At 69.7% G+C, this 25,930-nt stretch carries 25 protein-coding genes; 15 read left to right on the top strand and 10 right to left on the bottom strand.

The window, feature by feature from the left end; all coding sequences use genetic code 11:
* Window positions 1–50: 50 nt before the first annotated feature.
* From AW271_RS17630 to AW271_RS17605, 6 genes are all read left to right on the top strand, one after another.
* The gene (locus tag AW271_RS17630; RefSeq protein ID WP_083976779.1) at window positions 51–920 is read left to right on the top strand and encodes a carbohydrate ABC transporter permease; all 870 of its coding nucleotides are present in this window, start codon (window positions 51–53) and stop codon (window positions 918–920) included.
* Window positions 917–1,729 (top strand): carbohydrate ABC transporter permease, encoded by an 813-nt coding sequence (locus tag AW271_RS17625; RefSeq protein WP_062338072.1) that lies wholly within the window; start codon window positions 917–919, stop codon window positions 1,727–1,729. The genes AW271_RS17630 and AW271_RS17625 overlap by 4 nt, the downstream gene beginning before the upstream one ends.
* The gene (locus tag AW271_RS17620) at window positions 1,726–4,239 is read left to right on the top strand and encodes a glycoside hydrolase family 2 protein (protein WP_218008080.1); all 2,514 of its coding nucleotides are present in this window, start codon (window positions 1,726–1,728) and stop codon (window positions 4,237–4,239) included. The genes AW271_RS17625 and AW271_RS17620 overlap by 4 nt, the downstream gene beginning before the upstream one ends.
* Window positions 4,236–10,808 (top strand): discoidin domain-containing protein, encoded by a 6,573-nt coding sequence (locus AW271_RS38560; RefSeq protein ID WP_083976777.1) that lies wholly within the window; start codon window positions 4,236–4,238, stop codon window positions 10,806–10,808. Before AW271_RS17620 ends, AW271_RS38560 begins: the two co-directional genes overlap by 4 nt.
* Before the next feature lie 127 nt (window positions 10,809–10,935).
* Window positions 10,936–13,269 (top strand): DUF4132 domain-containing protein, encoded by a 2,334-nt coding sequence (locus AW271_RS17610; protein ID WP_062338070.1) that lies wholly within the window; start codon window positions 10,936–10,938, stop codon window positions 13,267–13,269.
* A gap of 11 nt (window positions 13,270–13,280) precedes the next feature.
* The gene (locus AW271_RS17605; RefSeq protein ID WP_157554287.1) at window positions 13,281–13,529 is read left to right on the top strand and encodes a hypothetical protein; all 249 of its coding nucleotides are present in this window, start codon (window positions 13,281–13,283) and stop codon (window positions 13,527–13,529) included.
* 3 nt (window positions 13,530–13,532) lie between these two features.
* Here the strand turns inward: AW271_RS17605 and AW271_RS17600 are convergent, their stop codons facing one another.
* Entirely contained in the window at window positions 13,533–13,754 is a 222-nt protein-coding gene (locus AW271_RS17600; protein ID WP_063818024.1) for a hypothetical protein, read from the bottom strand.
* 146 nt (window positions 13,755–13,900) lie between these two features.
* Between AW271_RS17600 and AW271_RS17595 the strand changes: the two genes are divergently transcribed.
* Window positions 13,901–15,154: an SGNH/GDSL hydrolase family protein gene (locus AW271_RS17595; RefSeq protein ID WP_062338064.1), complete on the top strand. Its 1,254-nt coding sequence runs from the start codon at window positions 13,901–13,903 to the stop codon at window positions 15,152–15,154.
* Here the strand turns inward: AW271_RS17595 and AW271_RS17590 are convergent.
* The 3 genes from AW271_RS17590 to AW271_RS17580 are packed head-to-tail and all read right to left on the bottom strand — an operon-like array spanning window position 15,096 to window position 17,485.
* Window positions 15,096–15,782, bottom strand: coding sequence for a phosphatase PAP2 family protein (locus tag AW271_RS17590; RefSeq protein ID WP_063818013.1), 687 nt, complete (start codon window positions 15,780–15,782; stop codon window positions 15,096–15,098). The genes AW271_RS17595 and AW271_RS17590 overlap by 59 nt on opposite strands.
* Before the next feature lie 9 nt (window positions 15,783–15,791).
* Window positions 15,792–16,532, bottom strand: coding sequence for a HEAT repeat domain-containing protein (locus AW271_RS17585; RefSeq protein WP_063818012.1), 741 nt, complete (start codon window positions 16,530–16,532; stop codon window positions 15,792–15,794).
* 56 nt (window positions 16,533–16,588) lie between these two features.
* Entirely contained in the window at window positions 16,589–17,485 is an 897-nt protein-coding gene (locus tag AW271_RS17580; RefSeq protein WP_062338062.1) for an aminoglycoside phosphotransferase family protein, read from the bottom strand.
* Between the two features lie 62 nt (window positions 17,486–17,547).
* On the opposite strand from AW271_RS17580, the gene AW271_RS17575 reads away from it, so the two are divergent.
* Together AW271_RS17575 and AW271_RS17570 are read left to right on the top strand one after the other, a co-directional pair.
* Window positions 17,548–18,363 carry an SDR family oxidoreductase gene (locus tag AW271_RS17575; protein WP_062338061.1) on the top strand — a complete coding sequence of 272 codons (816 nt, stop codon included), beginning with the start codon at window positions 17,548–17,550 and terminating at the stop codon, window positions 18,361–18,363.
* Complete coding sequence (locus tag AW271_RS17570) at window positions 18,360–18,776, top strand: HIT family protein (RefSeq protein WP_062338058.1); 417 nt, start codon at window positions 18,360–18,362, stop codon at window positions 18,774–18,776. The genes AW271_RS17575 and AW271_RS17570 overlap by 4 nt, the downstream gene beginning before the upstream one ends.
* On the opposite strand, the gene AW271_RS17565 is transcribed toward AW271_RS17570, so the two are convergent.
* Window positions 18,773–18,967 (bottom strand): hypothetical protein, encoded by a 195-nt coding sequence (locus tag AW271_RS17565; RefSeq protein WP_062338055.1) that lies wholly within the window; start codon window positions 18,965–18,967, stop codon window positions 18,773–18,775. The genes AW271_RS17570 and AW271_RS17565 overlap by 4 nt on opposite strands.
* A 45-nt stretch (window positions 18,968–19,012) precedes the next feature.
* The gene (locus AW271_RS39760) at window positions 19,013–19,150 is read right to left on the bottom strand and encodes a hypothetical protein (protein WP_157554285.1); all 138 of its coding nucleotides are present in this window, start codon (window positions 19,148–19,150) and stop codon (window positions 19,013–19,015) included.
* Window positions 19,151–19,220: 70 nt separating this feature from the next.
* Between AW271_RS39760 and AW271_RS17560 the strand changes: the two genes are divergently transcribed.
* A complete protein-coding gene (locus AW271_RS17560) occupies window positions 19,221–20,117 on the top strand; it encodes an aminoglycoside phosphotransferase family protein (protein ID WP_062338053.1) in 897 nt (298 codons plus the stop codon).
* Window positions 20,118–20,254: 137 nt separating this feature from the next.
* Here AW271_RS17560 and AW271_RS17555 read toward each other — a convergent pair whose 3' ends face one another.
* Window positions 20,255–20,965: an NADPH-dependent F420 reductase gene (locus tag AW271_RS17555; protein WP_439648987.1), complete on the bottom strand. Its 711-nt coding sequence runs from the start codon at window positions 20,963–20,965 to the stop codon at window positions 20,255–20,257.
* 26 nt (window positions 20,966–20,991) lie between these two features.
* Between AW271_RS17555 and AW271_RS17550 the strand changes: the two genes are divergently transcribed.
* A complete protein-coding gene (locus tag AW271_RS17550; RefSeq protein ID WP_062338049.1) occupies window positions 20,992–21,948 on the top strand; it encodes a DUF1152 domain-containing protein in 957 nt (318 codons plus the stop codon).
* A gap of 111 nt (window positions 21,949–22,059) precedes the next feature.
* On the opposite strand, the gene AW271_RS17545 is transcribed toward AW271_RS17550, so the two are convergent.
* Both AW271_RS17545 and AW271_RS17540 read right to left on the bottom strand, forming a co-directional pair.
* Window positions 22,060–22,446 carry a hypothetical protein gene (locus AW271_RS17545; RefSeq protein WP_157554283.1) on the bottom strand — a complete coding sequence of 129 codons (387 nt, stop codon included), beginning with the start codon at window positions 22,444–22,446 and terminating at the stop codon, window positions 22,060–22,062.
* 117 nt (window positions 22,447–22,563) lie between these two features.
* On the bottom strand, window positions 22,564–23,118 hold the full coding sequence (locus AW271_RS17540) for a TetR/AcrR family transcriptional regulator (RefSeq protein WP_083976775.1): 555 nt from the start codon (window positions 23,116–23,118) through the stop codon (window positions 22,564–22,566).
* Window positions 23,119–23,244: 126 nt separating this feature from the next.
* Here AW271_RS17540 and AW271_RS17535 point away from each other — a divergent pair, with 126 nt between their 5' ends.
* Genes AW271_RS17535 through AW271_RS17520 form a run of 4 tightly spaced genes read left to right on the top strand, consistent with a single transcriptional unit; the run spans window position 23,245 to window position 25,013 of the window.
* A complete protein-coding gene (locus AW271_RS17535; RefSeq protein ID WP_062338043.1) occupies window positions 23,245–23,793 on the top strand; it encodes a hypothetical protein in 549 nt (182 codons plus the stop codon).
* A 48-nt stretch (window positions 23,794–23,841) separates the two neighbouring features.
* On the top strand, window positions 23,842–24,228 hold the full coding sequence (locus tag AW271_RS17530; protein WP_062338042.1) for a hypothetical protein: 387 nt from the start codon (window positions 23,842–23,844) through the stop codon (window positions 24,226–24,228).
* The gene (locus AW271_RS17525; RefSeq protein ID WP_062338040.1) at window positions 24,209–24,730 is read left to right on the top strand and encodes a barstar family protein; all 522 of its coding nucleotides are present in this window, start codon (window positions 24,209–24,211) and stop codon (window positions 24,728–24,730) included. Before AW271_RS17530 ends, AW271_RS17525 begins: the two co-directional genes overlap by 20 nt.
* Before the next feature lie 7 nt (window positions 24,731–24,737).
* Window positions 24,738–25,013 (top strand): hypothetical protein, encoded by a 276-nt coding sequence (locus AW271_RS17520; protein ID WP_062338038.1) that lies wholly within the window; start codon window positions 24,738–24,740, stop codon window positions 25,011–25,013.
* Here AW271_RS17520 and AW271_RS17515 read toward each other — a convergent pair.
* Window positions 25,010–25,930 carry a GntR family transcriptional regulator gene (locus tag AW271_RS17515; protein WP_062338582.1) on the bottom strand — a complete coding sequence of 307 codons (921 nt, stop codon included), beginning with the start codon at window positions 25,928–25,930 and terminating at the stop codon, window positions 25,010–25,012. The two genes, AW271_RS17520 and AW271_RS17515, sit on opposite strands and share 4 nt — an antisense overlap.

The following is a 25,930-nucleotide window of genomic DNA, read 5'->3' as shown; positions in this document are numbered from 1 at the left end:
GTAGGGGCCGCCGTGCGCCGCGGCGGCCCCACCCCGCTTCAAGGATTCACATGCCCAGGTCCCGCCTGCTGTGGCTGACCGTTCCCTCGCTCCTCTGGTTCGCCGTCTTCTCCGTCGGCCCGCTCGCCGCGATGTTCGTCATCGCCACGCTGAAGTGGAAGGGGCTGCTGTACGAGCCGACGTACATCGGCCTCGACAACGTCACCAAGGTCTTCCAGGACCCGACCTTCCACGCTGCCGTCCGCAACAGCCTCATCCAGGTCGCCGTCGCGATCCCGGTGATGATCCCGCTGGCCTTCATGCTCGGCTACCACCTGAACACCCGGCCGCGCGGCTACCGGCTCCTGTCGGTGCTCTACTTCTCGCCCGGCCTCATCTCGATCTCCACCACCGGCATGATCTTCTACGGCGTGTTGTCGCCCAACGGCGGCGTCAACGGCCTGCTCGGCGCGGTCGGGCTCGACTCGCTGGCCACCGCGTGGCTGGCCGACCCGGCCACCGCGCTCCCGGCCCTCATCGCCGTCGACCTGTGGCGCGGCGTCGGCTGGACCGCCGTGCTGTTCGCGGCCCGGCTGGCCAGCCTCGACGGCGAGGTGCTGGAGGCCGCGCAGATCGACGGCGCGGGCCGCTTCCGCACCATGTGGCGGGTCGCGTTCCCGATGGTGAAGGACTACGTCCGCACGCTGACGATGCTCCAGTTCCTCTGGACGCTGTTCACGTCGGCCGCGCTGATCCTGCTGCTCACCAAGGGCGGGCCGGGCACCTCGTCGACGACGTTGTCCTACCTCGTCTACGCCAAGGCCTTCTCACAGCGCGACCTCGGCTACAGCCAGGTCGTCGGCGTGGTGCTGCTGCTGGTCGGCGTCGCCGGGATGGTGCTGATCAGGGCCCTGTTCCGGACGAAGGAGGAGAGCCGGTGAAGCCCCGCTTCGCGACCGTCCTGTCGTGGCTCTACGCGCTGATCCTGGCGGTGCCGCTCTACTACCTGGCGATCAGCGCGTTCAAGACCAACATCGAGATCTTCACCAAGCCGTTCGCGCTGCCGTCCCGGTGGCTCTGGCAGAACCTGGCAGAAGCGTGGGAGACCGCGCGGCTCGGCCCGGCGCTGCTCAACTCGGTGCTGGTGTCGGGCGTGGCGATCGTGTTGACGCTGGTGCTGGCCGTGCCCGCCGCCTACGCGCTGGCCCGGACCGGCAACCGGCTCGCGAGAGTCGTCACCGGCACGTTCTCGGCCGGGTTCCTCATCCCGCCGTTCGCGGCGCTGATCCCGACCGTGGTGCTGGCCATCGAACTGGGCCTGTACGGCACCCGCGAGTTCCAGATGCTCTTCCTCCCGGCCAGCGCGCTGCCGTTGTCGGTGCTGCTGCTGACGCAGTTCATGCTGACCGTGCCGCCCGCCCTGGCGGAGTCGGCCGCGATGGAGGGCGCCGGCCACTGGACGCTGCTGACCAGGGTCTACGTGCCGATCGCGATGCCCGGGGTGGTCAGCGTGGCCATCCTCCAACTCCTCACCTTCTGGAACGAGTACCTGTTCGCCCTGACGATCACCGGCACCGCGCCGGACGTCCGGACCGTGCAGGTCGCTCTGCCGACTCTGCTCTCCGACGCGACCGACCTCGGCGTGCTCGCCGCGGGCACCGTGCTCACCGTGTCGCCGGTGTACGTCGCGTACGCGCTGCTCAACCGTCGTATGCAGGAAGCACTCACCGCGGGGGCGGTCAAGGGATGACACAGACAACCGAAACGTCGACCGCCGTCCGCCGCGACCTCGGCGGCGTGTGGGAACTGACCTGGGCCGGCGGCCCGGGTCCCGAACGCTCGATCACGATCCCGGCCACCGTGCCGGGCGAGGTGCACACCGCCCTGATGGCGGCCGGGCTGCTCGACGACCCTGCCGTGGGCCTCAACGAACTGGCGCAACACTGGGTCGGCCATTCGCAGTGGGTCTACCGCCGCACCTTCCGGCACGTGAAGGGCGGCCGCACCGACCTGGTGGCCGACGGCCTCGACACCATCGCCGACGTCCACGTGAACGGGCTGAAGGTCGGCAGCGCGCGCGACCAGCACCTCGCCTACCGCTGGCGGGTCGACGACGTGCTCGTCGACGGCGAGAACACGATCGAGATCCGGTTCGCCTCCGCCTGGGAGGCGGCGCTCGCGCACGAACACGAGCACGGCCCGCTGCCCAGCCCCTACGACGAGCCCTACGCCCACGTCCGCAAGGCGGCGGCGAACTTCGGCTGGGACTGGGGTCCCCACTTCGTCACGGCCGGGATCTGGCGGGACATCCGGCTGGAGACGTACCCGGCCCGCATCGACCACGTCCGGCCCCTGGTCACGCTGACGGGCGGGACGGCCCTGGTCGACGTGCGGGTGCGGGTCGACGCGCCGGAGGGCGCCGAGGTCCGGGCCGAGCTGACCGATCCGTCCGGGCGGGTGCGGGCGGCGATCGGCTTCGTCGAGGGCGACGAGGCCCGGCTGCTCGTGGAGGTCGACGACCCCCAGCTCTGGTGGCCCGTCGGGCTGGGCGCCCAGCCGCTCTACCGCCTGGACGTGACGCTCGGCGACGTCGACGCCGTGTCGACCCGCCTCGGGCTGCGCAGCGTCGAGGTCGACGAGAGCCCCGACGAGCTCGGCACCCGCTGGGCGCTGGTCGTGAACGGGACGAAGGTCAAGATCCGGGGCTACAACTGGATCCCCGACGACACCTTCGCCAGCCGGGCCACCCCCGAGCGGACCGCGCGGCGCATCGACCAGGCCGTCGCCGGGAACGCGAACCTGCTGCGGGTCTGGGGCGGGGGTCACTTCGTCTCGGAGGAGTTCCTCGACGCGTGCGACGAGCGTGGCGTCCTGGTGTGGCACGACTTCCTCTTCGCGTGCGCCGCGTACTGCGAGGACGACGAGATGGTCGAGCTGGTCACCGCCGAGGCCGAGCAGGCCGTCGCCCGGATGGCCGCGCACCCCAGCATGGTGATCTGGTGCGGCGGCAACGAGACCGTGCTCGGCTGGCACCACTGGGGCTGGGCCGATCAGGTCGGGGTCAGGGGGTGGGGCGCCCGCTACTACCTCGACCTGCTGCCGAAGGTGCTCGAACGGCTCGACCCGACCCGTCCCTACGTGGCGAACTCGCCCTGGTCGGGCTCGATCGACCGCGACCCCGCCGCCGACACCCACGGCATCAGCCATCTGTGGGACGCCTGGAACGAGCGCGACTACGTCCACTACCGCTACCACGACCCGTCGTTCGTGTCGGAGATGGGCTGGTGCGGCCCGCCCGCCTGGACCACGCTCCAGCGGGTGGTGCCGGGGGAGACCCCGGGTCCCGGCTCGCCGCTGACCAGGCACCACCTGCGCGCCATCGACGGCCTGCACAAGCTGACCCGCGGTCTCCAGCCCCACGTGCCCGCGCCGCGCAGCGACGCCGACTGGCACTTCGCGACGCAGATCGTGCAGGCCCGCGCGGTCGCGGCCGGGGTCGAGTGGTTGCGGTCGCGGGAACGGTGCGCGGGCGCGGTGGTCTGGCAGCTCAACGACTGCTGGCCGGTGATCAGCTGGTCGGCCGTCGACGGCGCGGGCATCGAGAAGCCGCTCTGGTACGCCCTCCGCCACGCCTTCGCCCCCCGGCTGGTGACCGTGCAGCCGGTGAATCCGGGCCCGACCCACGACCCGACCGGGGACGCCGGCCTGGAACTCGTGCTGGTCAACGACACGGCCGCCGACTGGGAGACCGAGGTCGTCGTCAGGCGGGTGCGTCTCGACGGCCGGGAGCTCGCCTCCGTGGCGATCCCCATGAGGTGCCCCGCCGGAGACCTGGTGAAGCACGCCCTCGACCTGACCCCCGACGACCCCGCCGCCGAGATCCTGCTGATCGAGGCCGACGGGACGCGTACCACCTGGGCTTTCCGGCCCGACCGCGAGCAGACCGCTCCGCGGCCCGAACGGACCGTCGGCGTCACCGTCGCCGACGGCGAACTGCACGTCACGGTCACCGCCGTGACCACGCTGCGCGACGTGTGCGTGGCCGCCGACCGGCTCGCCGGTCACCTCGGCCTCGAACCGCACACGCTCCACGTGGACACCGCTCTCGTCACCCTGCTGCCCGGCGAGAGCCACACCTTCAGAGTCACCCGCCGAGACGGTCATGAAATCGGCCATGCCGTTCTCCCTCACCCCCTGCTCGACGCATCGGTCCGGTCCTTCGGAGAGGTCACCGGGCCGCATCGCAAAGGAAACCGATGAAACTCAAGGCCATACTCGGCGGCCTGATAAGCGCCGTCCTGGTCGCGACGACGGTCACGCCGACGCACGCGGCCGCCGCGCGCCAGCTGCACGTGGCGAAGACCGGCGACGACACCAACGCGGGCACCGCCCAGGCGCCCTACCTCACCATCAACAAGGCCGCCCAGGAGGCCCAGCCCGGCGACACCGTCGTCGTGCACGCCGGTCTCTACCGCGAGTGGGTGCGCCCGGCGCGCGGCGGCACCGGCGAGGACGCCCGCATCACGTACACCAGCGCCGGTGACGGCGAGGTGACGATCAAGGGTTCGGAGGAGATCGACACCTGGACGCGGCAGAGCGGCGACGTCTGGAAGGTCACCCTCCCCGACTCCTACTTCGGCGCGTTCAACCCCTACACCGCCAAGCAGTGGCAGGGCGGCGAGGGCGGCTCGTTCCCCGGCTACAGCGCCGGTGACGTCTACCTCAACGAGCAGGCGTACTACCAGAAGCCCTCGCTGAGCGCGGTCACGTCGGCGGGGAACACCTGGTTCGCCGAGGCCGGCGGCGGCAGCACCACGATCTACGCCAACTTCGACGGCGCCGACCCGAACGCCAAGCTGGCCGAGATCAACGTGCGCCGCCAGGTCTTCGCGCCGGAGGCGTGGGGGCTGGGCTACGTCACCGTCCACGGCTTCACGGTCAAGCACGCGGCCGGCACCTACTCCGACTTCCCGAGCAGCCCCGAACGCCGCCAGGCCGGCGCGATCAGCGTCAACGGCGGCCTGCGCTGGATCATCGAGCAGAACAAGGTGATCAACGCCCGCACGATCGCCATCGACATCGGCCTCGGCTGCGACGAGTGGGCCGGCAACCGGCCCGGCACGACCCGCACGAACTTCCGCGACACCGCGAAGTACGGCTCGCACATCGTCCGCAACAACTACATCGGCAAGGCCGGGCAGTCGGGCATCGCGGGCGTGTTCTCGTGGAACTCCGAGCTCCTCTACAACCTGATCGAGGACACCAACTACCGGGGCGAGTTCAGCGGCGCCGAGACGGCCCCGATCAAGGTCCACTACATGAACGAGGGCCTGATCAAGGGGAACTACGTCCGCAACTCCAAGGGCGGCAACTCGGCCGGCATCTGGACCGACTGGGGCAACCAGAACGTCCGGGTCACCGGCAACGTCGTGATGAACGCGCCGTGGGGCTACTACGCCGAGGCGGTGCACGGCCCGATCCTCGTCGACAACAACGTCTTCATCGGCGACAACGACATCCGCATGCTCGACGCGACCGGCGTCGTCTACGCCAACAACCTCTTCCTCGACAGCGGGCGCTTCGCGGTCGACGGCGGCGGCCGGGACAACTACTACTTCCAGCCCGGCACGATGAACGAGACCAGCGCGCCCAACCCGGTCCAGAAGTTCTTCTGGTTCAACAACCTGGTCCAGGGCATGACGCTGCCCGCCGACGCGACGAACAAGACGCACGTGAAGGAGGGCAACGCCACCGGCGCGCTCTCGAACGTCGCGGTCGCGGCGACCAACACCGGCGTCAAGCTCGACTTCACGCTGACCGGCGGCACCGGGGCCACCCCGGCGACCCGCGCCCGGGTCGGCGTCATCCCGCTCGCCAACGAGTCGATCGCGGCCGACGTGACCACCGACTTCTTCGGCAAGCCGTTCAGCGGGGTCGCCGGGCCGTTCGCCGAGGCCAAGCAGGGCGCCAACTCCTTCGTGTTGTGGCCCCCAGCGGGCCAGACCGTGCCGGAGCCGCCCGCGCCGCCGACCGACGTGCCGACGAACCTGTCGCGGGGCGCCGACGCGAAGGCGACCGCCTCCTACGAGGACGGCACGTACGTCGCCAAGAACGCCATCGACGGCAACGGCTCCTCACGCTGGTCGAGCGACCACAGCAACGACCCGAACGCGTGGGTGCAGGTCGACCTCGGCGACGTCTACGACGTCTCGCGCGTGGTGCTCCAGTGGGAGGCGGCCTACGGGAGGTCGTACAAGCTCCAGATCTCGGACGACGGCGAGCACTTCACCGACGCCTTCTCCACCACCACCGGGGCCGGCGGCGTGGAGACGGTCCAGGTGCGCGAGCAGGCGCGGTACGTGCGCATGCAGGGTGTGCTCCCGCAGACCCAGTACGGATATTCGATCTACGAGTTCGAGGTCTACGGCACCCCTGTGCAGCCGGAGGTCCCGGTCAACCTCGCGCTGAACCTGGCGCCCTCGTCCTACACGGCCTCCTCGCAGTCGAACGACGGCAGCGGGCCGGTGAACAGCCAGCCGCAGAACGACCGCTCGGCGTTCCGCGCCTTCGACGGCAACGACGCGACCCGGTGGGGTTCCGACGGCGGCGACACGCAGTGGCTCCAGGTCGACACCGGCACGTCGCAGCTCGTCGACCGGGTGGTCCTGAAGTGGGAGGCGGCTTACGCGTCCCAGTACAAGATCCAGACCTCCGCCGACGGCACGCAGTGGACCGACGTGTCCACGCAGACCGGCGACGGGGGAACCGACGAGATCACCTTCGCCCAGCCGGTCGAGGGCCGCTTCTTCCGGGTCCAGGGCGTCAAGGCCGCCACCCAGTGGGGCCTGTCGCTCTTCGAGTTCGAGGTGTACGGAAAGGCGAAGCCCGCCGACCCCGGCCCTGCCTGGCCCTCCTCGGCGCAGATCTCGATCTCGAACCTGACGGGCACCGCGGGCACCGCCACCTGGCCCGCCGCGTCCGGCACGGTGACGGGTTACGCGGTCTACCTCGGGGCGGCGCTCAAGGCGACGCTGGGCGCGGACGCCCGTTCCGTGGACCTGACGGGACTGTCGCCGGGCCAGACCTACACGATCAAGGTCGTCCCGGTCGGCGGCACCGCCTTGAGCAGGACCTTCACGACCCCGGGCAACCCGGCCACGCGGGCTCTGTCGACGACCTACCCGAAGACCTACGCCGACTGGGAGGAGGGGCTGCTCGCCGGTGACGGCAAGCAGGGGCTCATCGTCTTCGGCGACCCGCGAGACGAGACGACGGTCTTCACCGACCGCGACTTCTTCATGGCCCGGACCGAGGCCCGCCCCCACCGGACCTTCAACACCGTCAGCCAGGGCAACCTGCAGCGTATCCGCGACCTGCTGATCGGCGGCCAGTACCAGCAGGCCAACCAGCTCGCGGCCGACGTCCAGGGTTACCAGGGCGGCGGCGAGGGGTCCAAGCACCCCGGCTTCAAGATGACCCTGCGGACGGCCGGTTCGGGCGAGGTCGCCAACTACGTCCGTTCGACCGACTACTCGGCCGGCGTCGTGTCGGTGAACTGGACCGACGACAAGGGCGACTGGCGGCGCGACGCGTTCGTGTCGCAGACCGACCACGTGGCCGTGCAGTACCTGCCCGCGCCGTCGGGACAGCGGCTCGACGTGCGGCTCGGCCTGTCGATCGACCCCGGGATGAACCTGCTCAACAAGGGCCTGGTGGCGACTCAAAACAGCTCGACCGACTTCCTCAACCTGCGGGTGAAGTACCCGAACGGCAGCTACAACGCCGGATACGAGGGCGTCACGCGCATCGTCACCGACGGCGTGCGGTCGAAGGTCGGCGACGAGGTGCAGGTGAGCGGGGCGACCTACGTCCTGCTGCTCACCCTGACCCAGCGCTACGACGGCACCTACGAAGGCGGCGTGCCCGCCGAGCAGGACTGGAACAAGAACCTGCTCCAGGCCCGACTGGCCGCGCTGCCGGGTGACTACGCGGTGCTGCGCGACCGGCACGTCGCCAAGCACAGCGAGATGTTCGACCGTGTCGCCGTCGACTTCAACGCCTCGGCGGCCGACCGCTCGAAGTCGAACGAGGACCTGCTCGCCGAGCAGAAGACCTCGGTCACGCCCAACCTGGCCCTGTTCGAGCGCATGTTCAACTCGGGCCGCTACCACCTGATCGGATCGAGCAGCGCGACCGCGCCGCCCGACCTGCTCGGCAACTGGACCGGCGACAGCAACGTCGGCTGGGACGGCTACTACCACCTCGACGCCAACCTCAACCTGCAGATCTCCGGCGGCAACATCGGCGACCTGCCCGAGGTCATGCGGGGCTACTGGGCGATCAACAAGGCCTGGCAGAAAGACTTCCGGGTGAACGCTCAGAAGCTGCTCGGCACTCGCGGCATGCTGACGGGCGGCAACACGCCCAACGGCGAGGGCCTGATCTCCAACATCAACTTCGACTACCCGTACCAGTACGTCACGGGCGGCGAGTCGTGGCTGCTCTACCCGTTCTGGGAGTACTACCAGATCAGCGGCGACCGCACCTTCCTGGAGCAGCAGTACTACCCGCTGATCAGGGACATGGGCGACTTCTACGAGGACTTCCTGGTCTCCAAAGATCAAAATGGCAAGTACGTCTTCGCCGGGTCGATCTCCCCCGAGAACCGTCCGGCGGGCGGGGTCCCGCTGAGCGTCAACTCCGTGTACGACATCTCCGGCGCCCGGTTCGCACTGGAAACCCTGATCGCCACCAGCAAGACGCTGGGCAGGGACGCCGACAAGATCCCGGTCTGGCAGGAGAAGCTCGACCACCTTCCGCCCTACCTGGTCAACAACGACGGCGCGCTGGCCGAGTGGGCCTGGCCCGACCTGGCGAACAAGAACGCCTACCAGCACCGCCACTCCAGCGGCCTGATGCCGGTCTGGCCCTACGGCGAGGTCACCCCCGAGAAGAGCAAGCCCCTGTACGACGCGGCCAAGGTCTTCCTGCAGAAGAAGGACGGCGGCACCTACGAGAACGCCGGCCACGGCCTGCTGCACGGCGCCCTGATCGCCGCCAACCTCAACGACGCCGCCTCGGTCAACGCGAAGCTGATGCGCTTCGCGAAGGACGACTACTACTACAGCAGCCTCGCGACCAGCCACTACAACAACAAGGGCGTCTTCGCGACCGACGTGGTCAACTCGGTGCCCACGATCATGATGGAGATGCTGGCGCTCAGCGACCCGGGTTCGCTGGAACTGCTCCCGGCCCTTCCGAAGGGTCTGAAGAAGGGCAGCATCTCGGGCCTGAAGGGCAAGAGCCGCTTCACGATCGACCAGCTCTCCTGGGACCTCGACGCGCATAAGGCGCGCGTGACCATCACCTCCGACGTCGACCAGAACCTCACCCTGATCCAGCGGGCCGGCATCGAGCAGATCACCGGCGCGACCGTGCAGGACTCGCCGCTGGGCGGCATCGCGAGGGTGGTGCCCCTGAAGGCGGGCCAGCCGGTCACGCTCGACCTGACGCTGCGCGACGTCAGCCGGGTGAACCTGGCCCTGAACAAGACGGCCACGGCGTCGTCGCAGTCGAACGCCGACCAGGCCTCCGCCAAGGCGTTCGACGGCGACCCGGTCTCCCGCTGGGCCGCCGGGGAGGACCCGGCCAACTGGGTGCAGGTCGACCTGGGCGGCGTCTACGCCCTCACCGAGGTCGACCTCTTCTGGGAGGCGGCGTACGCGAAGAAGTACAAACTCCAGGTGTCGATGGACGGCCAGGGCTGGACCGACGTGTTCACCCAGAACGCCGGAGCCGGCGGCACCGAGAAGATCCCGGTCAACGCCCAGGCCCGGTACGTCCGGATGCAGGGCGTCGAGAAGGCCACGCAGTGGGGCTACTCGCTCTACGAGTTCGAGGTCTACGGCCAGGAGGCGCCGAACATCGCGCTCGGCAAGACGGCGCTCGCGTCGTCGGCCTCCAACGCCTCGCAGACCGCCGCCGCGGCCTTCGACGGCGACGGCTCCAGCAGGTGGAGCGCCAGCGAGGCGGCCGACAACTGGCTCCAGGTGGACCTCGGGGAGACCTACCGGGTCTACCGCGTGGCCATCGACTGGGAGGACTCCTACGCCAGGGGCTACAAGATCCAGACCTCACCCGACGGCCAGGCGTGGACCGACGCGTTCACCGAGACCGCGAGCAACGGCGGCTCCGACGTCATCGACCTGAACACCGACACCCGGTTCCTCCGGATGCAGGGCGTCACGAAGTCGGGCCAGTGGGGCTACTCGATCTACGAGATGAAGGTGTACGGCTCGATCCCGCAGACCGGCAACACCATCCTCATCTCGGGCGTCGAGGACGGCGCGTCGTACGGCGACAGCCAGGACCTCACCATCGGCTGGGACGTGACCGGAAACGGCGTGAAGACCGTGACCGGCACCCTCGACGGCCGGCCGCTGACCAGTGGCGCGATCCAGCCCCTCTACAAGCTGGGCCTGGGCGAGCACCTGCTGACCGTGCGGGCCGAGACGACGGCGGGCGCGACGTTCGAGCAGTCGCTGACGTTCACGACGGTCACCACGACCGACGAGATCGCGGCCCTGATCGTGCGCTTCAAGACCGAGGGCGCCCTGTCGGCCACCGGCGCGCTGAAGCTGGCGGACGACATCTCCAAGGTCATGGTCTCGGAGGACAAGGGCCGCGAACGCGACCAGAAGAAGATCGTCAAGAAGCTGACCCGCTTCGCCGAGGCGGTCGACGACCCCAAGCTCGTCACCGACCCGGTGGTGAAGGCGACCTTCCTCCGCGACGCCGCCAGCCTGATCGAGGCCAACCGGCCTGACTAGAAGTCCGGCGCGGCGGGCCGCCGCCGCACCGGATGCCGGGTTCCGTCACCGAGACCCGGCGGTCGGCGCGTCCCCGCCGCTGAGCGATCAGCGGCGGGGACGTTTTCTGTCGGTACGGTCTGCTTCGATGATCTTCATGCTCTACCAGCGGCTCATGACCTACGACGACAGTTGGCATCGGGAGGCTTACCTCCGTTTCGACGAGGGGCACCTTCCCGAGGACGAACGCGACTGGCCGCTCTACGGGCACTGGGCGCAGCTCCAGCTGTGCCGTGGATTCGTCGACGAACGGGTGCTGGACCGGGTGCGTTCGGTGGCCGAGCGCGACATCGACTGGAGCCTCGACGATTTTCGCCGACTCGTCCGGCGGGCCGGATGGTTCTGCGACGCGGGCTTGATCCGATACGAGGAGTTCTTCCGCATCCCCTTCGCGGCGGCCGCCCGCTTCGACCACCAGGAGCGCCGCGACGTCTTCGACTGGCTCGACCCGGAGTTCCGCTCGCGGTACAGGCCGCCGTGGGATGCCCATCTGGAGAAGATCCGCGGCGCCATCGGCGACCAGGTCGACGCGCTGATCACCGAACCGGCCGAGCACGGCCCGGCCGGAGTGGTCAGGAACGAGATCTGGGCGAGCGACCCCTTCGCCCGGCTCATGGCGGAGGACTACGGCCACCGCCTGGTCGAGGTGCTGCCGCTGCTGCGCCACTGGAAGACCGCACGCTCGACCAAACCGAGCGCCCGATGGCTGAAGACCGCCGCCTCGATGCTCACCCCCGACGCGACCGCGCTGGTCCGTGACCTGCTGACGCGCCTGGCGGCCCACCGCGAGCGCAACGACGAGGGCGGTTTCCTCAAGGAACGCACGATCATCCCGGTACGCGGCCTCATCTGGACCTGCCAGGTGATCGAGGACCGCTGGGTGAACTCGCTGCTCACGAACGTCGGCCTGACCTGCGCCACCGGCAGCAACGGCATGGGCTCGACCTGCCGCTGCGAACCGCTGGCCAACGCGGTCGTCGGCGTGCTGAGCCGGCGGGGCGGCCTGGGCGTGATCGTGCCGCTGGCCCGGATCCAGTCGAAGGCGCGGTCGAGATCCGTACAGAACAATCTCACCAAGGCGCTCGCCGCGGTGGCCGACGAGACCGGACTGTCGCACGACCAGCTGCTCGACCGCACGGTGCCGACCTTCGGCCTCGACGCCCACGGCCTCCGCGAGGAGCGGATCGACGGCCACCTCGTGCGCCTGAACGTCGACGGCCCCACTTTGAGCTACGTGAACGCCGCCGGAAAGCCGGTGAAGTCGGCCCCGCAGGCGATCAGGAAAGACCCCGTCCTGGCCGACCTGAAGATCGTCCTCAAGGAGATCCGGCAGGCCCAGGCGGCCGAACGGCTCCGACTGGAACAGGCCCTCGTCCACGAACGCGAATGGCCGTGGCACGAGGTCGTCGAACACCTCCTCGACCACCCCCTCACCGGCAACTACGCCCGCACCCTGGTCTGGCAGACGGCGGACGGCGTCACGGGCCTGCCGGTCAGAACGGAGACCGGCTGGGCCCTCACCACCCTTGACGGTGAGCACCATGCGCCGACCGAGCCGGTCAGGTTGTGGCATCCGGTCAACGCGACCGCCGACGAGGTGCGGACCTGGCGCGACCACCTCCTGGAGACCGGCGTGCGCCAGCCGTTCAAGCAGGTCTTCCGCGAGCTCTACCTGCTGACCCCGGCCGAGGAGGCGACCGCCACCTACTCCAACCGGTTCGCCGGCCACGTCCTGCGTTACGGCCAGACCAAGACCCTGCTGCTCGACCGAGGCTGGACCGGCCTGACCCTCGGCCACTTCGGCTCCTCGGGCGACGGCGAGCGGTGCACCGTGACCAGAGACCTGAAGGGCTGGCGGGCAGGGTGGGACATGCACCTGGCGTCGAGCCACCACGACGACGACGGAGGCCAGGCGTCGCTCTGCTCCACCGACCGCATCACCTTCTCGGCCGACGTGCGCGACATCCCGCCGCTGATCTTCTCGGAGCTCCTGCGCGAATGCGACCTGGCCGTAGGGGTGGCCTCGGTCGGCCGTGACGCCCAGGCGATGGGCGGCCACGAGGCCTACTGGCACTCCTACGGCTTCGGCGAACTGACCGAGAGCGCCACGACGAGGCGCGACGTCCTGACCCGCCTCCTGCCGAAACTGCACATCGCCGACCGCGCCGAACTGACCGACCGCTTCCTGCGGGTACGGGGCGACCTGCGGACCTACAAGATCCACCTTGGCTCGGGCAACATCCTGATGGAACCCAACGATGCCTACCTGTGCATCGTCCCTGGCGTCGACCGGAACCAGGTCTTCCTGCCCTTCGAGGAGGACGGCGGCATGTTGTCGGTCATCCTGTCGAAGGCCCTGCTGCTGGCCGCCGACACCGCCATCACCGACCCGACCATCACCCGCCAGATCAACGCCGCCTGAAGGTGCCCACGGTGACTCCCGATCTCTCCGCGCTCGACCGGCTGACCGCGCTGGTCCCCCCACCGGCGACGCCGCGCCACCGCGACGCCCTTTCGTGGGACGAGTTCTTCGCCGTCCTCGGCATCCGTCTCCCGGCCGACTACGTCGCCTTCATGGACCGCTACGGAGAATGCCAGTTCGCCAACTGGCTCGGCATCGCCGACCCGAGACGCGACACGCCTGAGGAGTGCGACTTCCTCGCGAGACGAATGAAGGGGTGATCGTCAATATGCCAGGGCATCGGGCGGCACGAGGCCGTGGTCCGCAAGGGCTTTGAGGGCCTTCTCCAGGCATTCGTCGGACGAGAAGGCGTCGACGCGGACGAACCATTCGCCGTTGGTCGCGTGAAACGTCCACGGGCGGACGCCGCCGCGGTCGGCGTCCACTCTCAACAGGGCGTTGACCTCGTGCTCCAGCAGCCAGTCGAGCAGGGCGATCGCATCCATCACGGCACGGTACAGCACCTCTTGACGATCAGGCCGATACGCGGTCTTCTTGGGGAAGCGTTCTTCACAAGATCTTGACTCGGTGAGTGAGTCGTGTTGTCATCGGAATACCCTCCATTACCTGTCGGTTAGATAGGAAATTCCGCATGCGCATACTCCGCCGAGCGGCGATCACCACGGCACTCCTCTTAGCCACGGCCGGCCTGCACGTCGTCCAGAGCGGTGCGGCGCAAGCCGCGCTTCCGACCGCGGCCGTCGCGCTCGGCGACAGCTTCGTCAGCGGTGAAGGCGCGGGCGACTACCAGCCCGTCGTCGACGCCAACGGCGCCGCGCAGGGCTTCCCCGGCTGGTCGGCGGCCAACAACAACGCCTACTTCTGCCACCGCTCGGCCAACGCCTCGTTGTTCAAGGCCAACCTTCCCGGCATCCAGGACCGCTTCAACCTGGCCTGCTCCGGCGGGCAGCCCCACGACGTCGCCAACGCCTCCAGCGCCCGGCCCAACGGCCGCACCGTGAAGTCGCAGCTCGACCAGTTGCGCGCCGTCGCGCAGACGCACGACATCGACGTCGTCCTCATCGGGCTCGGGTCCAACAACAGCCAGTTCACCTTCGGCGACGTCGCCACGTTGTGCGCCAACCGGTTCATCGCCGACGCCTGGACCGGCTGGTGGGAGTTCTGGGCCTACCTCGGGGGAGACGTCCCGCAGGAGCCGTGCACGGTGTCCGACCTCGGCAGCCCGGCGGAGGTCGTGACGGCCACCAACGAGACCACCGCGGCGCTGCGGCAGATCCTCGACACCCTCGCCCAGGTCGACGCCGACGGCGTGCACCAGGTGGTGCTCCAGACGTACACGAACCCCCTGCCTCTGGACGTCGCCACGCAGTACCGCGACGAAGACGGCCGCACCGACACGCGTGACAAGTTCCGCGACCTGGGCGCGGAACGGTACGCCGCCGGTTGCCCCATCCACCGCGCCAGCCTCGCCCCCGGCCACGTCTTCTCTTCCAACCTCGGCGACCTGGTCAAGAACGCGTACACGACCCTGGCCGCCGAGCGCCCGGCCGCCAACCTGCGTGTGCTCGACGTGCAGCGGGCCTTCGACGGCGCCCGCCTGTGCGAGAACCCGGGCAGCCCGTCGGGCACGCTCGCCACGCCGGTCAGGGTGATGGAGGGGCCGACCGGGAACCACGTCACGAGCCTGTCGGGCTGGGACAAGATCCGCATCCAGCGCGCGGCCAACGCCTGCGTGACCTACTTCCAGACCTGCCAGGAGTCGTGGCACCCGAACGCCGCCGGCCACACCGTCCTCGGTCAGTGCCTCTCGGGCGCGCTGACCGCCGCTACCCGGACGGTCGTGACGTGCGCACGGAACTCCAACGGGAGTCTGACCATCTCCTGACCCCGATGGCGACGGCGAGCAGCACGACGCTCGCCACCAGGTCGAGCACGTAGTGGTTGCCCGTGACGACGACCACCACCGCCATCCCGACGGGAAACGCCCACGCCAGGACCGCCAGGCGTGGGCGTGCGGCCCAGACGGCGCAGGCGGCCCAGAGCGACCAGCCGAAATGGAGGCTGGGAAAGGCGGAATAGAGGTTCGCGCCTCTCGACCCGACGATGTCGACGATTCCCGGCAGGGCGAATCGCGGCGGCGACATCGGGATCGTGAAGAACACGACGAGGGCGGGCGCGGCCATCAGCAACAGGGTGGTGCGGGCTTTGAAGTAGACGTCCCGGTGGCGAACGAAAAGCCAGACCAGAACGCCGGCCAGGACGACGTAGTAGCCGCGGTAATAGACCACGGCCGGCTGGATGAGCGCCGGGTGATGGACGAGCCACTGGTTGGCGGGCGATTCGATGTCCAGCCCGAGGGCGCGTTCCCATGATTGAAGGGTGAGCGCGTTCGCGGTCGCCCGGACGGCGACGCCTCGTCCGGCCGCGGCGTGCAGAAACGAGAAGAGGAGGAACGCGCCGACCAACAAGGCCGGTTCGGCGACGATCCGCAGCGGGCGGGGGAGTCCGCGCATGCGGAGACCCTAAATGCTCGCATCCGTACGTGGGAGGCCGAGTTCTTCGGCGGCCCATTCCATGACCGAACGTGTGTATTCGTCGTCGTGGGGCCCGGCGAGATAACGGCGGACGACGTGTTCCGCCCGCCGGTCGCCCCGTCTGGCCAGGCCGTACGCCGCCTCCGCGGCCACGACCACGCTTGTGTCGTCGAGCCGGGCCACAAGGGCCTCGCGGATGGTGGTGTCATCCGCGTCGAGCCCCGCGAGACCGGTCGTCGCGCAGTCCCGGTTCTCGTCATCGTCCAATTCGCGGCTTATCCGGATCAGCGCCGCGACGGCGTCGGCATCGTCGCCCATCACATTCGGCAGGCTCCACGCGGCGGCGTAGCGAACCCTGGTGTGGTCATGGCCGGCCGCGTTCAGCACCTCGGGAAGAGCGCGCCCGTCCCCGAGGTGCCCCAGGGCGAACAGCACCGAACGGAGCACCAGAGGATCGTGTTCCCGCCGTGCCATGTCCCGCAGGATCGGCAGGCTCCGGTCGAGGAACGGCTTGACGTCGTCTCGGTGCCCGAGCTGGGCCAGTAGGTCGGCGCCGAGTTCACGCTCTCGGGCCAGCTCACCGGTGCACAGCCGGGCCGCCGCCTCGAAGGTCTCGGCGTCGCCGCGCCGGTGCAGTGTCGCGACGATCTGCCACCGTTCGTCGTCGGTGTCCGAGAGGCGGAGGGCTTCTGTTATCAGTTCTCCGGATGACCGCTCGTCCGCGTTCATGCTGGTAAGTGTGAAAAGGGCGCAGGGTCATGTAAAGCCATTTGTGTCCACTGAGGCTAGGGCCGCGCGTCGGCCAGCAACCGGTCGAGGCAACGTTTTCCCAGCTGCGCCATGACCGGATTGCTCCGCACGTAGTACCAGACACACCCGATCGCCTGCACGAACGCCCACGCCTTGCCCCGCTCCCATTCGAGGTCGTCCACCCCGAGCAGTTCGCGGAAGACCTGACGGGGCCCGCTTTCCAGCAGATTCCATCCGCTCAGCAGATCGAGCGCCGGATCGGCCGCCCCGAACCCGCCGACGTCGAGGATCCCCGTCAACCGCCCGCCCGCCACCAGCACGTTCCCGGGCAGCAGATCGCCATGGGTCATCACGTCGCCCGACCGGCGCGGCAGCACCCGGAAGTCGGCCCACATCTTGCGCAACCGCGGCACGTCGAGCAGCGCCTCGCTCTGCCGCAGGCAGGTCTCCACCCATTCCTCGTGTACGTCGATCGCCCCGCCCCGCCCGCCCCCGGAGAAGGTCCGGCCCCGGGTGTCGATCGCCCGCAGGTCGGTGACCAGATCGGCCAGGTCGTGCGCGAACCCGGCCGACTCCCCGGGATGGTCGTCGGTGGCGACGACCCCGGGCAACCACGTCTGCACCGACCACGGCACCGGATAGCCGGCCCCCGGCTCGCCGATCGCGACCGGTTCCGGCGTGGGGAACCGCGTCAGCCCGGCCAGCTCGCCCGCCGCCTCGGCTTCGGCTTCCAGCCAGCGGCGGGTCGGCTCGACCCCGCCGGGCGGTCGCAGGGGGAAGCGGGCGGTGTAGCGGTCGCCGATGCGGAAGATGGCGTTGACGGTGCCATGGGAGACGACACCGGTGACGGGCAGGTCGCGCCACTGGGGGAACTGCTCGTCGACCAACGCCCGCACCATGCGGGGCGACACCGTCAGCTGGTTGGCATGCATCCCCACGACCCTTCCGGCCGCCGGGCCGATCGTGCAACGTGTTTTCCACTACGGTCGCTGGCATGAGGATCCTGGTCGTTGGCGGCACCGGCTTCCTGGGCGCCGAACTCGTGCGGCAGGCGACAACCCATGGCCACCTCGTGGCCGCCACCTGCTTCACCCGTCCGGGAGCGGCCCCCGAAGTCGACTGGCGGGCGCTCGACATCCGTGACCGCGCCGCCGTGGCCCGCCTGGTCGACGACGTCGCCCCCGACGTCGTCGTCAACGCCGCCTACCGCCAGTCCGACTGGACCACCACGGCCGTGGGCGCCGCCAACGTCGCCCTCGCGACAGCGCCGGGAATCCGGCTGGTGCAGGTGTCCAGCGACGCCGTCTTCTCCGGTGCGGCGGTCACCTACGCCGAGGACGCCGTCCCCGACCCCGACAGCCCCTACGGCGCGGCGAAGGCGGCGGCCGAGGTGACCATCCAGGCGACCAACCCCACCGCCGTGATCGCCCGGACCTCCCTGATCATCGGCGACGGCGGCTCGCCCCATGAGGCCCTGGTCCACACCCTGGCCTCGGGCGATCGGCCGGGCATCCTGTTCACCGACGACGTGCGCTGCCCCGTCCACGTCACCGACCTGGCGGCGGCGCTGCTCGAACTCGCCGGCTCCGGCCGCGCGGGCGTCCACCACCTGGCCGGCACCGATGTGCTGAGCCGCTACGAACTCGGCCTGCTGATCGCCGCGCGAGACGGCCTCGACCCGGCCCGGCTGCCGTCCGGCACGCGGGCCGACGTGGGGCTGCCGGGGCGGCGCGACGTGCGGCTCGACTGCGCGCAGACCCAACGTCACCTGAAGACGCGGCTGCGCGGCGCCCGGGAGTTCCTGTCGTGACTCAGGAAGAGTGCGTGTTCTGCGCGATCGTGCGCGGCGAGGCCGAGGCGAGCGTCCCCTACGCCGACGACCAGGTGATGGTCGTCATGGACATCGCGCCCGTCACCCCAGGCCACCTGCTGGTGATCCCGCGCGTGCACGCCGTCGGACTGGAAGACCTCGACGAGGACACCGGCGCGCACGTCTGGCGGATCGGCCACCGCATGGCCCGCGCGCTGCGCCGTTCCGGGCTGCGCTGCGAGGGCGTGAACGTCTTCCTCGCCGACGGCGCCGCCGCCTTCCAGGAGGTCTTCCACCTCCACCTGCACGTCTTCCCCCGCTACGAGGGTGACGGCTTCCGGATCGAGGCCGAGTGGGCCCCGCGGGAGCGCAGCCTGCTCGACCGGGAGGCCGAGGCGATCAGGCGCGCCTAGATCTTCTGCGGGAACGCGTCGAGCTCGGCCGGCAGCTCGGGGCCGTGCTTCGGGTCGTTGAACATCTCGCCCGCGTGCAGCAATCCGGGGTGGACGCGCAGCTCGCTGCCGCCGGTGGCCTCGTACAGGTCCTCGGGCTTCGCGGCCGCGGCCAGCGCGACCGCGCCGCCGACCGAGCCGCCCGCGTACACGATCTTCTGGGCCCCGGGCCCGCCTGAGCTCGGCGGCGACGGCCGTCATCTCCCCGGCCCCGCGTTCGCGCGGGGCGCGAAGCCGTATTCGAAGACGGCGACCCGGAACCCGCCCTTGACCAGATGGTCGGCCCAGACGAGCCAGTCGCAGGGGTACCCCTGCATCGTGTCGGCGATCACCACCCCACTGGCATGCGGCCACTATCCGCCGCCCCTTCGGGACCGTCGACGACGAGCGCTACCGTGACTTCGCATGACCGACACCACCGTCGAGATCACCGCAGACCTGGTCCGCGATCTGCTGCGGGAGCAGCATCCCGACCTCGCGGGCCTGGCCATCCGCGAGGTGCCCGGCGGCTGGGGCAACCAGATGTGGCGTCTCGGGGACGAACTGGTCGTCCGCATGCAGCGTATGGACCCCACCCCCGAGCTTCAGCTCAAGGAGCGGCGGTGGCTCCCCGTGCTGGCCCCGCGCCTGCCGCTTCCGGTGCCGATCCCGGTACGGTCCGGCGCACCGTCCGAGCGCTTCCCCAAGCACTGGACCGTGATGACCTGGGTTCCCGGCGAGCCGCTGGACCACGGCTCGATCACGCGCGGCGTCCACGCGGCCGACACGCTGGCGACCTTTCTCCGGGCCCTCCACGTCGAGGCGCCGATCGCCATGGACCGTGGCGCCCATCCGGGGAACCGCACGGACGGCTTCGAGACCTTCCTCCGGGCCGTCGACCCCGATGACGCCGCCGCCCTCCGGGACGTCTGGGACGACGCGATCGCGGCCCCCGCGTGGGAGGGCCCGCCCGTGTGGGTGCACGGCGATCTTCATCCCGCCAACGTCGTCGTCTCGGACGGCACGCTCGCGGGCGTCGTCGACTTCGGCGACATGTTCGCCGGCGACCCGGCGTGGGACCTCGCCGCCGCATGGGTGCTGCTCCCGGCGGGCACGGCCGCACGGTTCTTCGACGCCTACGCCCACGCCGACGAGGCCGCGATCCGGCGGGCCCGCGGCCTGGCCGCCATGAAGAGCCTGTTCCTGGTGCTCATGGGGCAGAACGGAGACCGGGGCCTGCCCGGCGGGAAGCCGCACTGGGGACCGCTGGGCCGGGCGGCGCTTGATCGCGTCCTCAGCCCGTCGGGTCCTCCATCGCGTTGAGCAGGCGGTCGACCGACCCGGCGCGCGTGTTGCCGATGCCCTCGGCGTAGGCGCGCGCCTGGGTGCCCGCGGCGGCGTCCAGCCAGGCAGCGCGCGACGTCGAGGCTCATGCCACCGCGGTCTCCGGGATCGCCGGGTCACCGCTGGGCGGCGTCCACCTTCGCCTGGACGGCGGCGGCGCCCGTCGGCACCCCCGGCGACTCCCAGAAGTTCTCCGTGTCCCCGGCGTAGAGGCCGCCGTAGGCGGGGGTCCCCGGCTGGTAGCGCCAGCCGTCGGCGAGCGTCCCGGCGTCCACGGCGTCGTAGCCGATGGCGTCGAGGAACGCGGCGACCTGCGCCTTCGCGTCGGCGTCGCCGGCGATGGCGAGCGCGCTGCGGTCTGCCGCGCCCGCCGGGCGCGGCAGCGCGCGCAGGTGCACGTAGAAGATGTTGTTGAAGACCTTCACGACCCTGGACGACGGCAGGTGCTCCTGCAGCAGCTCACTCGACGTGGTCGAGCCGGCCTCCAGCTCCGGGAAGACCCCGTCGCGGTCGGGGTAGTAGTTGTTCGTGTCGAGCACGACCTTGCCGGCGAGCGGCTCCACCGGGACCTTGCGGTAGGCGCCGAGCGGAACGCTGACGATCACGAAGTCACCCGCCGCGGCGGCCTCGGCGGCGGTCGCCGCCCTGGCCTTGGGCCCGAGCTCGTCGACCAGCTCCTGCAGCGTCTCCGGCCCGCGCGAGTTGCTCAGGACGACGTCGTAACCGGCCGCGACCGCGAGCCGGGCGACGGTGCCGCCGATGTGCCCGCTGCCGATGAATGCAACTGTTGTCATACGAGGCGTCAACTTCCGGGTCCCGCCCCGCATTCCACCCCGACTGGTAGTTTCCCGGCGTGTTCACGTTGTCCGAACCACCGGTCTTCACCCGGTTGAAGCAGGCCCGGCGCATTCTGATCGCCGGAGCCGGCGGCGGATTCGACGTCTTCGCCGGGCTCCCGCTCGCCGTGGAACTGTGGGCGGCGGGAAAACAGGTCCATTTGGCCAACCTGTCGTTCAGCCGTCTCCACGGACTGGATCTCGACGTCTGGCTCGACGAGAACGTGGCCGAGGTCGGCCCCGAGACGGTCAGCCGGGACACCTACTTCCCCGAACGTTCCCTGGCCCGCTGCCTGCGGCAGCACGGCCTGCCCTCGACCGTGTACGCCTTCCCCAAGGTCGGCGTCACCCCGCTCCGGGCGGCCTACCAGGTGCTGAGAGACCGCCTCGACCTCGACGCCGTCGTGCTCGTCGACGGCGGCACCGACATCCTGATGCGGGGGGACGAGGCCGGCCTGGGCACCCCCGAGGAGGACATGGCCAGCCTGGCCGCCGTCCACGGGCTCGACGTGGCCGAGAAGATCGTGGTCTGCCTGGGCTTCGGCGTCGACGCCTACCACGGCGTCAACCACGTCCAGGTACTGGAGAACCTGGCGGCGCTCGACCGCGAGGGCGCGTACCTGGGCGCCTTCTCCATCCCGCGGGCCAGCAGAGCGGGGGAGCTCTATCTGGACGCCGTCGCTCGCGCCCAGGCCGACACGCCGGAGCACCCGAGCATCGTCAACGGCTCGATCGCGGCCGCCCTGACCGGCGGCTTCGGCGACGCCCAGTTCACCACGCGCACCAGGGGCAGCGAGCTGTTCGTCAACCCCCTGATGACTCTCTACTGGGCCGTGGACGCCGACGCGCTGGCCCGCCGCTCCCTCTACCTGGACCGCCTGGGGGACACCGTCCTGATGCGCCAGATCAGCTCGATCATCGAGGGCTATCGCCGGCAGGTCACCCCGCGCCCGCCCCGGATGTTCCCGCACTGACGAACGCCGCCGACGCCTCCTCCGACGGATGGCCCCGGCCCGCCGACCCGCCACTCCCGGAGGCAGATCGGCGGCGTCGAACACGATCACCTGGCGCACCCGGGCGACGGCTCAGCAGGTGACGGACAGCACCTTGGCGGTCTCGTTGGAGCTGACCTTCACCCAGCCGCCGTAGGCGAAGTACTGCGACCCCGCGCGCACGGAGTAGGTGGTGCGGCATCCCTGCACGCTGTAGAAGTAGTCGATGTCCCGGCGGGGGCTGTAGGTGTAACCGCCCATCCCGGTTCCGGGGGCGAGGCTCGCGGTCGACCACGGGTCGCTGTCGTTGTTCTTCCAGCGCACCCCGATGTAGGTGGTGGTCTTGTTCTCGACCCGGCCGCACGGGGGAAGTGTGCAGGCACTGGCCGACGCGGGCCCGGCCGTGATGACGCTGAGCCCCGAGGCGATGAGCATCGCGGTCGCTAATCCGGCGGTCCGCCGCTTGACGCGAGATTCCATGCCGATCATCCTTTTCGAGATTGTCGGTACTGGCGAGTAACCACTGTATTCACGTGGGTTACCAGCTCTCCCAATCCCGAACATCTTGGATGATTAATGGCATAAATGGATAAACCATCACGCGCGGGACCGCAGAATCCCCTCGACCCCCTGAAGGAACGTCTCACAGACAGCGGCGGTGTCGGCCAGGCAGCCCGCCGCCATCGCACCGTCGCGCAGCATGACGAGATGCCGCCCCGCGAGCCCCGGCGGCGTCTCGCCGACCTGTGAGAGCAACTCGGTGACGGTGGTCAGAAACCACTCCCGATGCGCCATGACGGCTCTGTGCACGGGATGCTCAGGGTCCGGATACTCCGCCACGGCGTTGAGGAACGCGCACCCGCGAAACCCGGGTGACCCGATGTCGTCGGCGATGGCCCTGGCCACGATCCGGACGATCTCCTCCGCCGGCCTCCCGCTGCCGAGAGCCTCGCCGACACGATCGCGAATGGCCTGGTCGGCCTCCCGCAGGTAGGCGACGACGAGTTCGTCCTTGCCGGTGAAGTGCCGGTACAGCGTCGCCCGGGTCACCTTCGCCTCCGCGACGATGCGATCGACCCCCACGGAGTGCAGCCCTTCCGTGTAGAAGAGCCGGGTGGCGGTCCCGAGCAGCCGCGCCCGCGCCTCGGACACCTGACCTCGCGTGTTCGTCACCCTGGCGAGATTAGCAGACAGAACGTTCGGTCTTGACGAGCGGTCAACGATGGTGCCACCCTTACAGCGATACCGAACGTTCTACCTCATCCCAGAGGATCTCCCATGACCACCGTCACCACCCCCGCCGCAGCGACCAGCCTCCGCCGCCTGTACTTCACCCGATTCGCCTTCGCCCTCATCTGGGCCGCGCTGCTGGCCACCACCGCCTCCACCGTGGGCCCGGTCAGCGTCGCCCTGCTGGTGCTCTACCCCGCCTTCGACGCCGTCGCCGCCGTCATCGACGCCCGCTCGTCGAAGGACAAGGGCCCAACCCTGAGCCTGTACGCCAACATCGCCGTCAGCTCGCTCACCGCCATCGGCCTGGCCGTCGCCGCCTCATCGGGCATCCCGGCGGTGCTGCGCGTCTGGGGCGCCTGGGCCATCGTCTCGGGCCTCACCCAGCTGGCCGTGGGCATCATCCGCCGCCACCTCGACGGCCACTGGCCCATGATCCTGAGCGGCGGCATCTCGACGCTGGCCGGAACGACGTTCATCCTGCAGGCGGCCCAGGAGGGTGCGTCGCTGGTCAACCTCGCCGGCTACGCGACGATCGGCGGCCTGTTCTTCCTCGCCTCCGCCCTCCGCCTCGGCCGGGCCGCCCGGAAGCACTAGCCGACGCGCGGTGATCACCACGTGACCCGGAACTGGGACGCTTCCCCGATGGAGTTCACCGCAGTGAAGCAGCAGGTGATGAGCGCGTCGTTCCCGAGCTCCGGCGATGACCTGGCCGGCATGGCGATCGACTTCGACGCGTACCTGTGGCGATCGCCGCTTCTCGACGAGGTGTCGGTTCGCCGCACCGGCGACCCGGGCAACCTGATCGCCGCCACCTGCCGGTCGGTGCCTGGCTGTTCGATCGCGGATCTCGCAGATGAGCTCAGGCAAATCTGGTCGCGTGACCTCAGATACTCCTACTTCGAGGCCCACGTGATCACCACGGGTGAGCGCACAGTTCGCCTTGATGCCGTGACCCAGATCGCCCCAGACGACTTCTATGTGACGGCCTCCATCGTCGCCCAGGACGGAAATGGCTCCCTTCGATCGTGATGCGCGTATCTCCGATCCGCTGGACTTTCACCTCGCGGAGAATCGCGTGACGCTCTTCTGGCGTCAGAACGTGCTGGAAGAGGCGATCGACTGGCTGCTCGCTCACGGCTACGAGGTTGTCCGGCTGAACGCGTCGAACTGGATGACAGAGGCCGATCTCCACCGTGATTTCGCGCAAGCCCTGAGTTTCCCCGACTACTACGGCGGCAACTTGGCCGCACTGAACGACTGCCTGAGCGACATCGGGACAGGCCCGTCAGACGCGACCGGCCTGGTGCTGGTCCTCATCGGCTATGACGGTTTTGCGACGCGGCACCGTGAGGTCGCTCAGGCGGCCCTCGACATAATCGCCAGGAATGCACTGTCGGCGATGATGTTCGGGCACCGCATGTTCTGCCTGGTCCAGTCCGCTGACCCGAACGTCGAATTCGAGCCGATGGCGGCGATCGACGTCGGCTGGAACCGCGCAGAGTGGCTGACAGATACTCGCGATGGGGCGTGATCGCCGTATGAGCAGGGACGATGCACTGGTTCGCACATTGGCCGAGCTGGTCGTAGACATGACCTGGTTCTTCGATTCGGGTGACGACTCGGTTGTCGACCTCGATGCGGCCGTGAAGCAAATGGAGTGGATGAGCCACAAGCTCAGCACCTTGCCGGCTGAAGATCGGTCCAGGCTGATCGCCCTTGTCGATGAGAGGGCGGAGTCCGAGTCCGACCCCGAGTTCCGAGAGTTCCTGTCGTCCTTCGCCGAGACCAGCGGGCTGCTCGACGAGGACGGCTAAGTGCCGGAGAGCGGCGTGACCTCGCCCGACCTGGAAACGTCGTAACCCCCCAATGAGGAGATCCGCTCGCGCAGCGCCGCCGTCTGCAGTGCGGCGATGAGCTGAGCCGCCGGGCCGAGAGCGTCGCCGGCCAGCGCGATGTCGAATTCCTCCCAGGCCAGCGGGACGAACTCGAGACCCATGTCGACCGCCGCCGAACGAACCCCGAGCCCCGCGTCCACGGTGCCGGTGGCGACCGCCAGAGCTACCTCGAGATGCGACCCGGCCTCCGGCCCGCGAAGACCATCCGGGTCGTGCCCGGCGGCGAGCAGCAGCCGATCCAGCAGCAGCCGAGTGCCGGTGCCAGGACGTCGGACAGAGATCCGCCGCCCCGCGAGATCGGCGATGCCGGTGAGACCCCCAGGATTGCCCGGCCGGACGATCAGCCCCTGCTCCCGCCGCCAGAGATGAACCAGATGCGGCTCCAGCCCCCGCAACATCCCCAGCGCGAACGGCGCGTTGTACACCCCGGTGTGGTGCAGCAGATGAACGGCGGCCCCGTCGGCGCGCCCCTGGCGCACCGCACCGAGCCCGGCCACGCTGCCCTCCCCGGCGACCACTCTCAACGCGCCGTCCAGCGCGTCGACGACCAGACCGAGAGCCGGGTCGTCGCTGCCGGTGAGGGTGAACACCGAGTCGGCGTGCAGGAAGCGCCGGGCCGCGAGCGCCGCGCCGGGGGCCACCCGCGCACGCCGGCGGTCGGCCAGTTCGAGCACCCCCGCGTCGGCCAGCCGGCGCTGCGCCCGGCTGACCGTCGAGGTGGTCGTCCGCCACTGCTGGGCCAGATCACGTACCCCCGGCAGTTCGTCACCTGCCTGCAGGCTCCCCGCACTGATGCGATGCGCCAGGTCCGCGCAGATCTCCCGGTATCGAGTCAC

Source organism: Herbidospora sakaeratensis (assembly GCF_001570525.1).
In the GTDB taxonomy this organism is placed as follows: Bacteria; Actinomycetota; Actinomycetes; order Streptosporangiales; family Streptosporangiaceae; genus Herbidospora; species Herbidospora sakaeratensis.
This window is presented reverse-complemented; position numbering and strand designations above follow the sequence as displayed.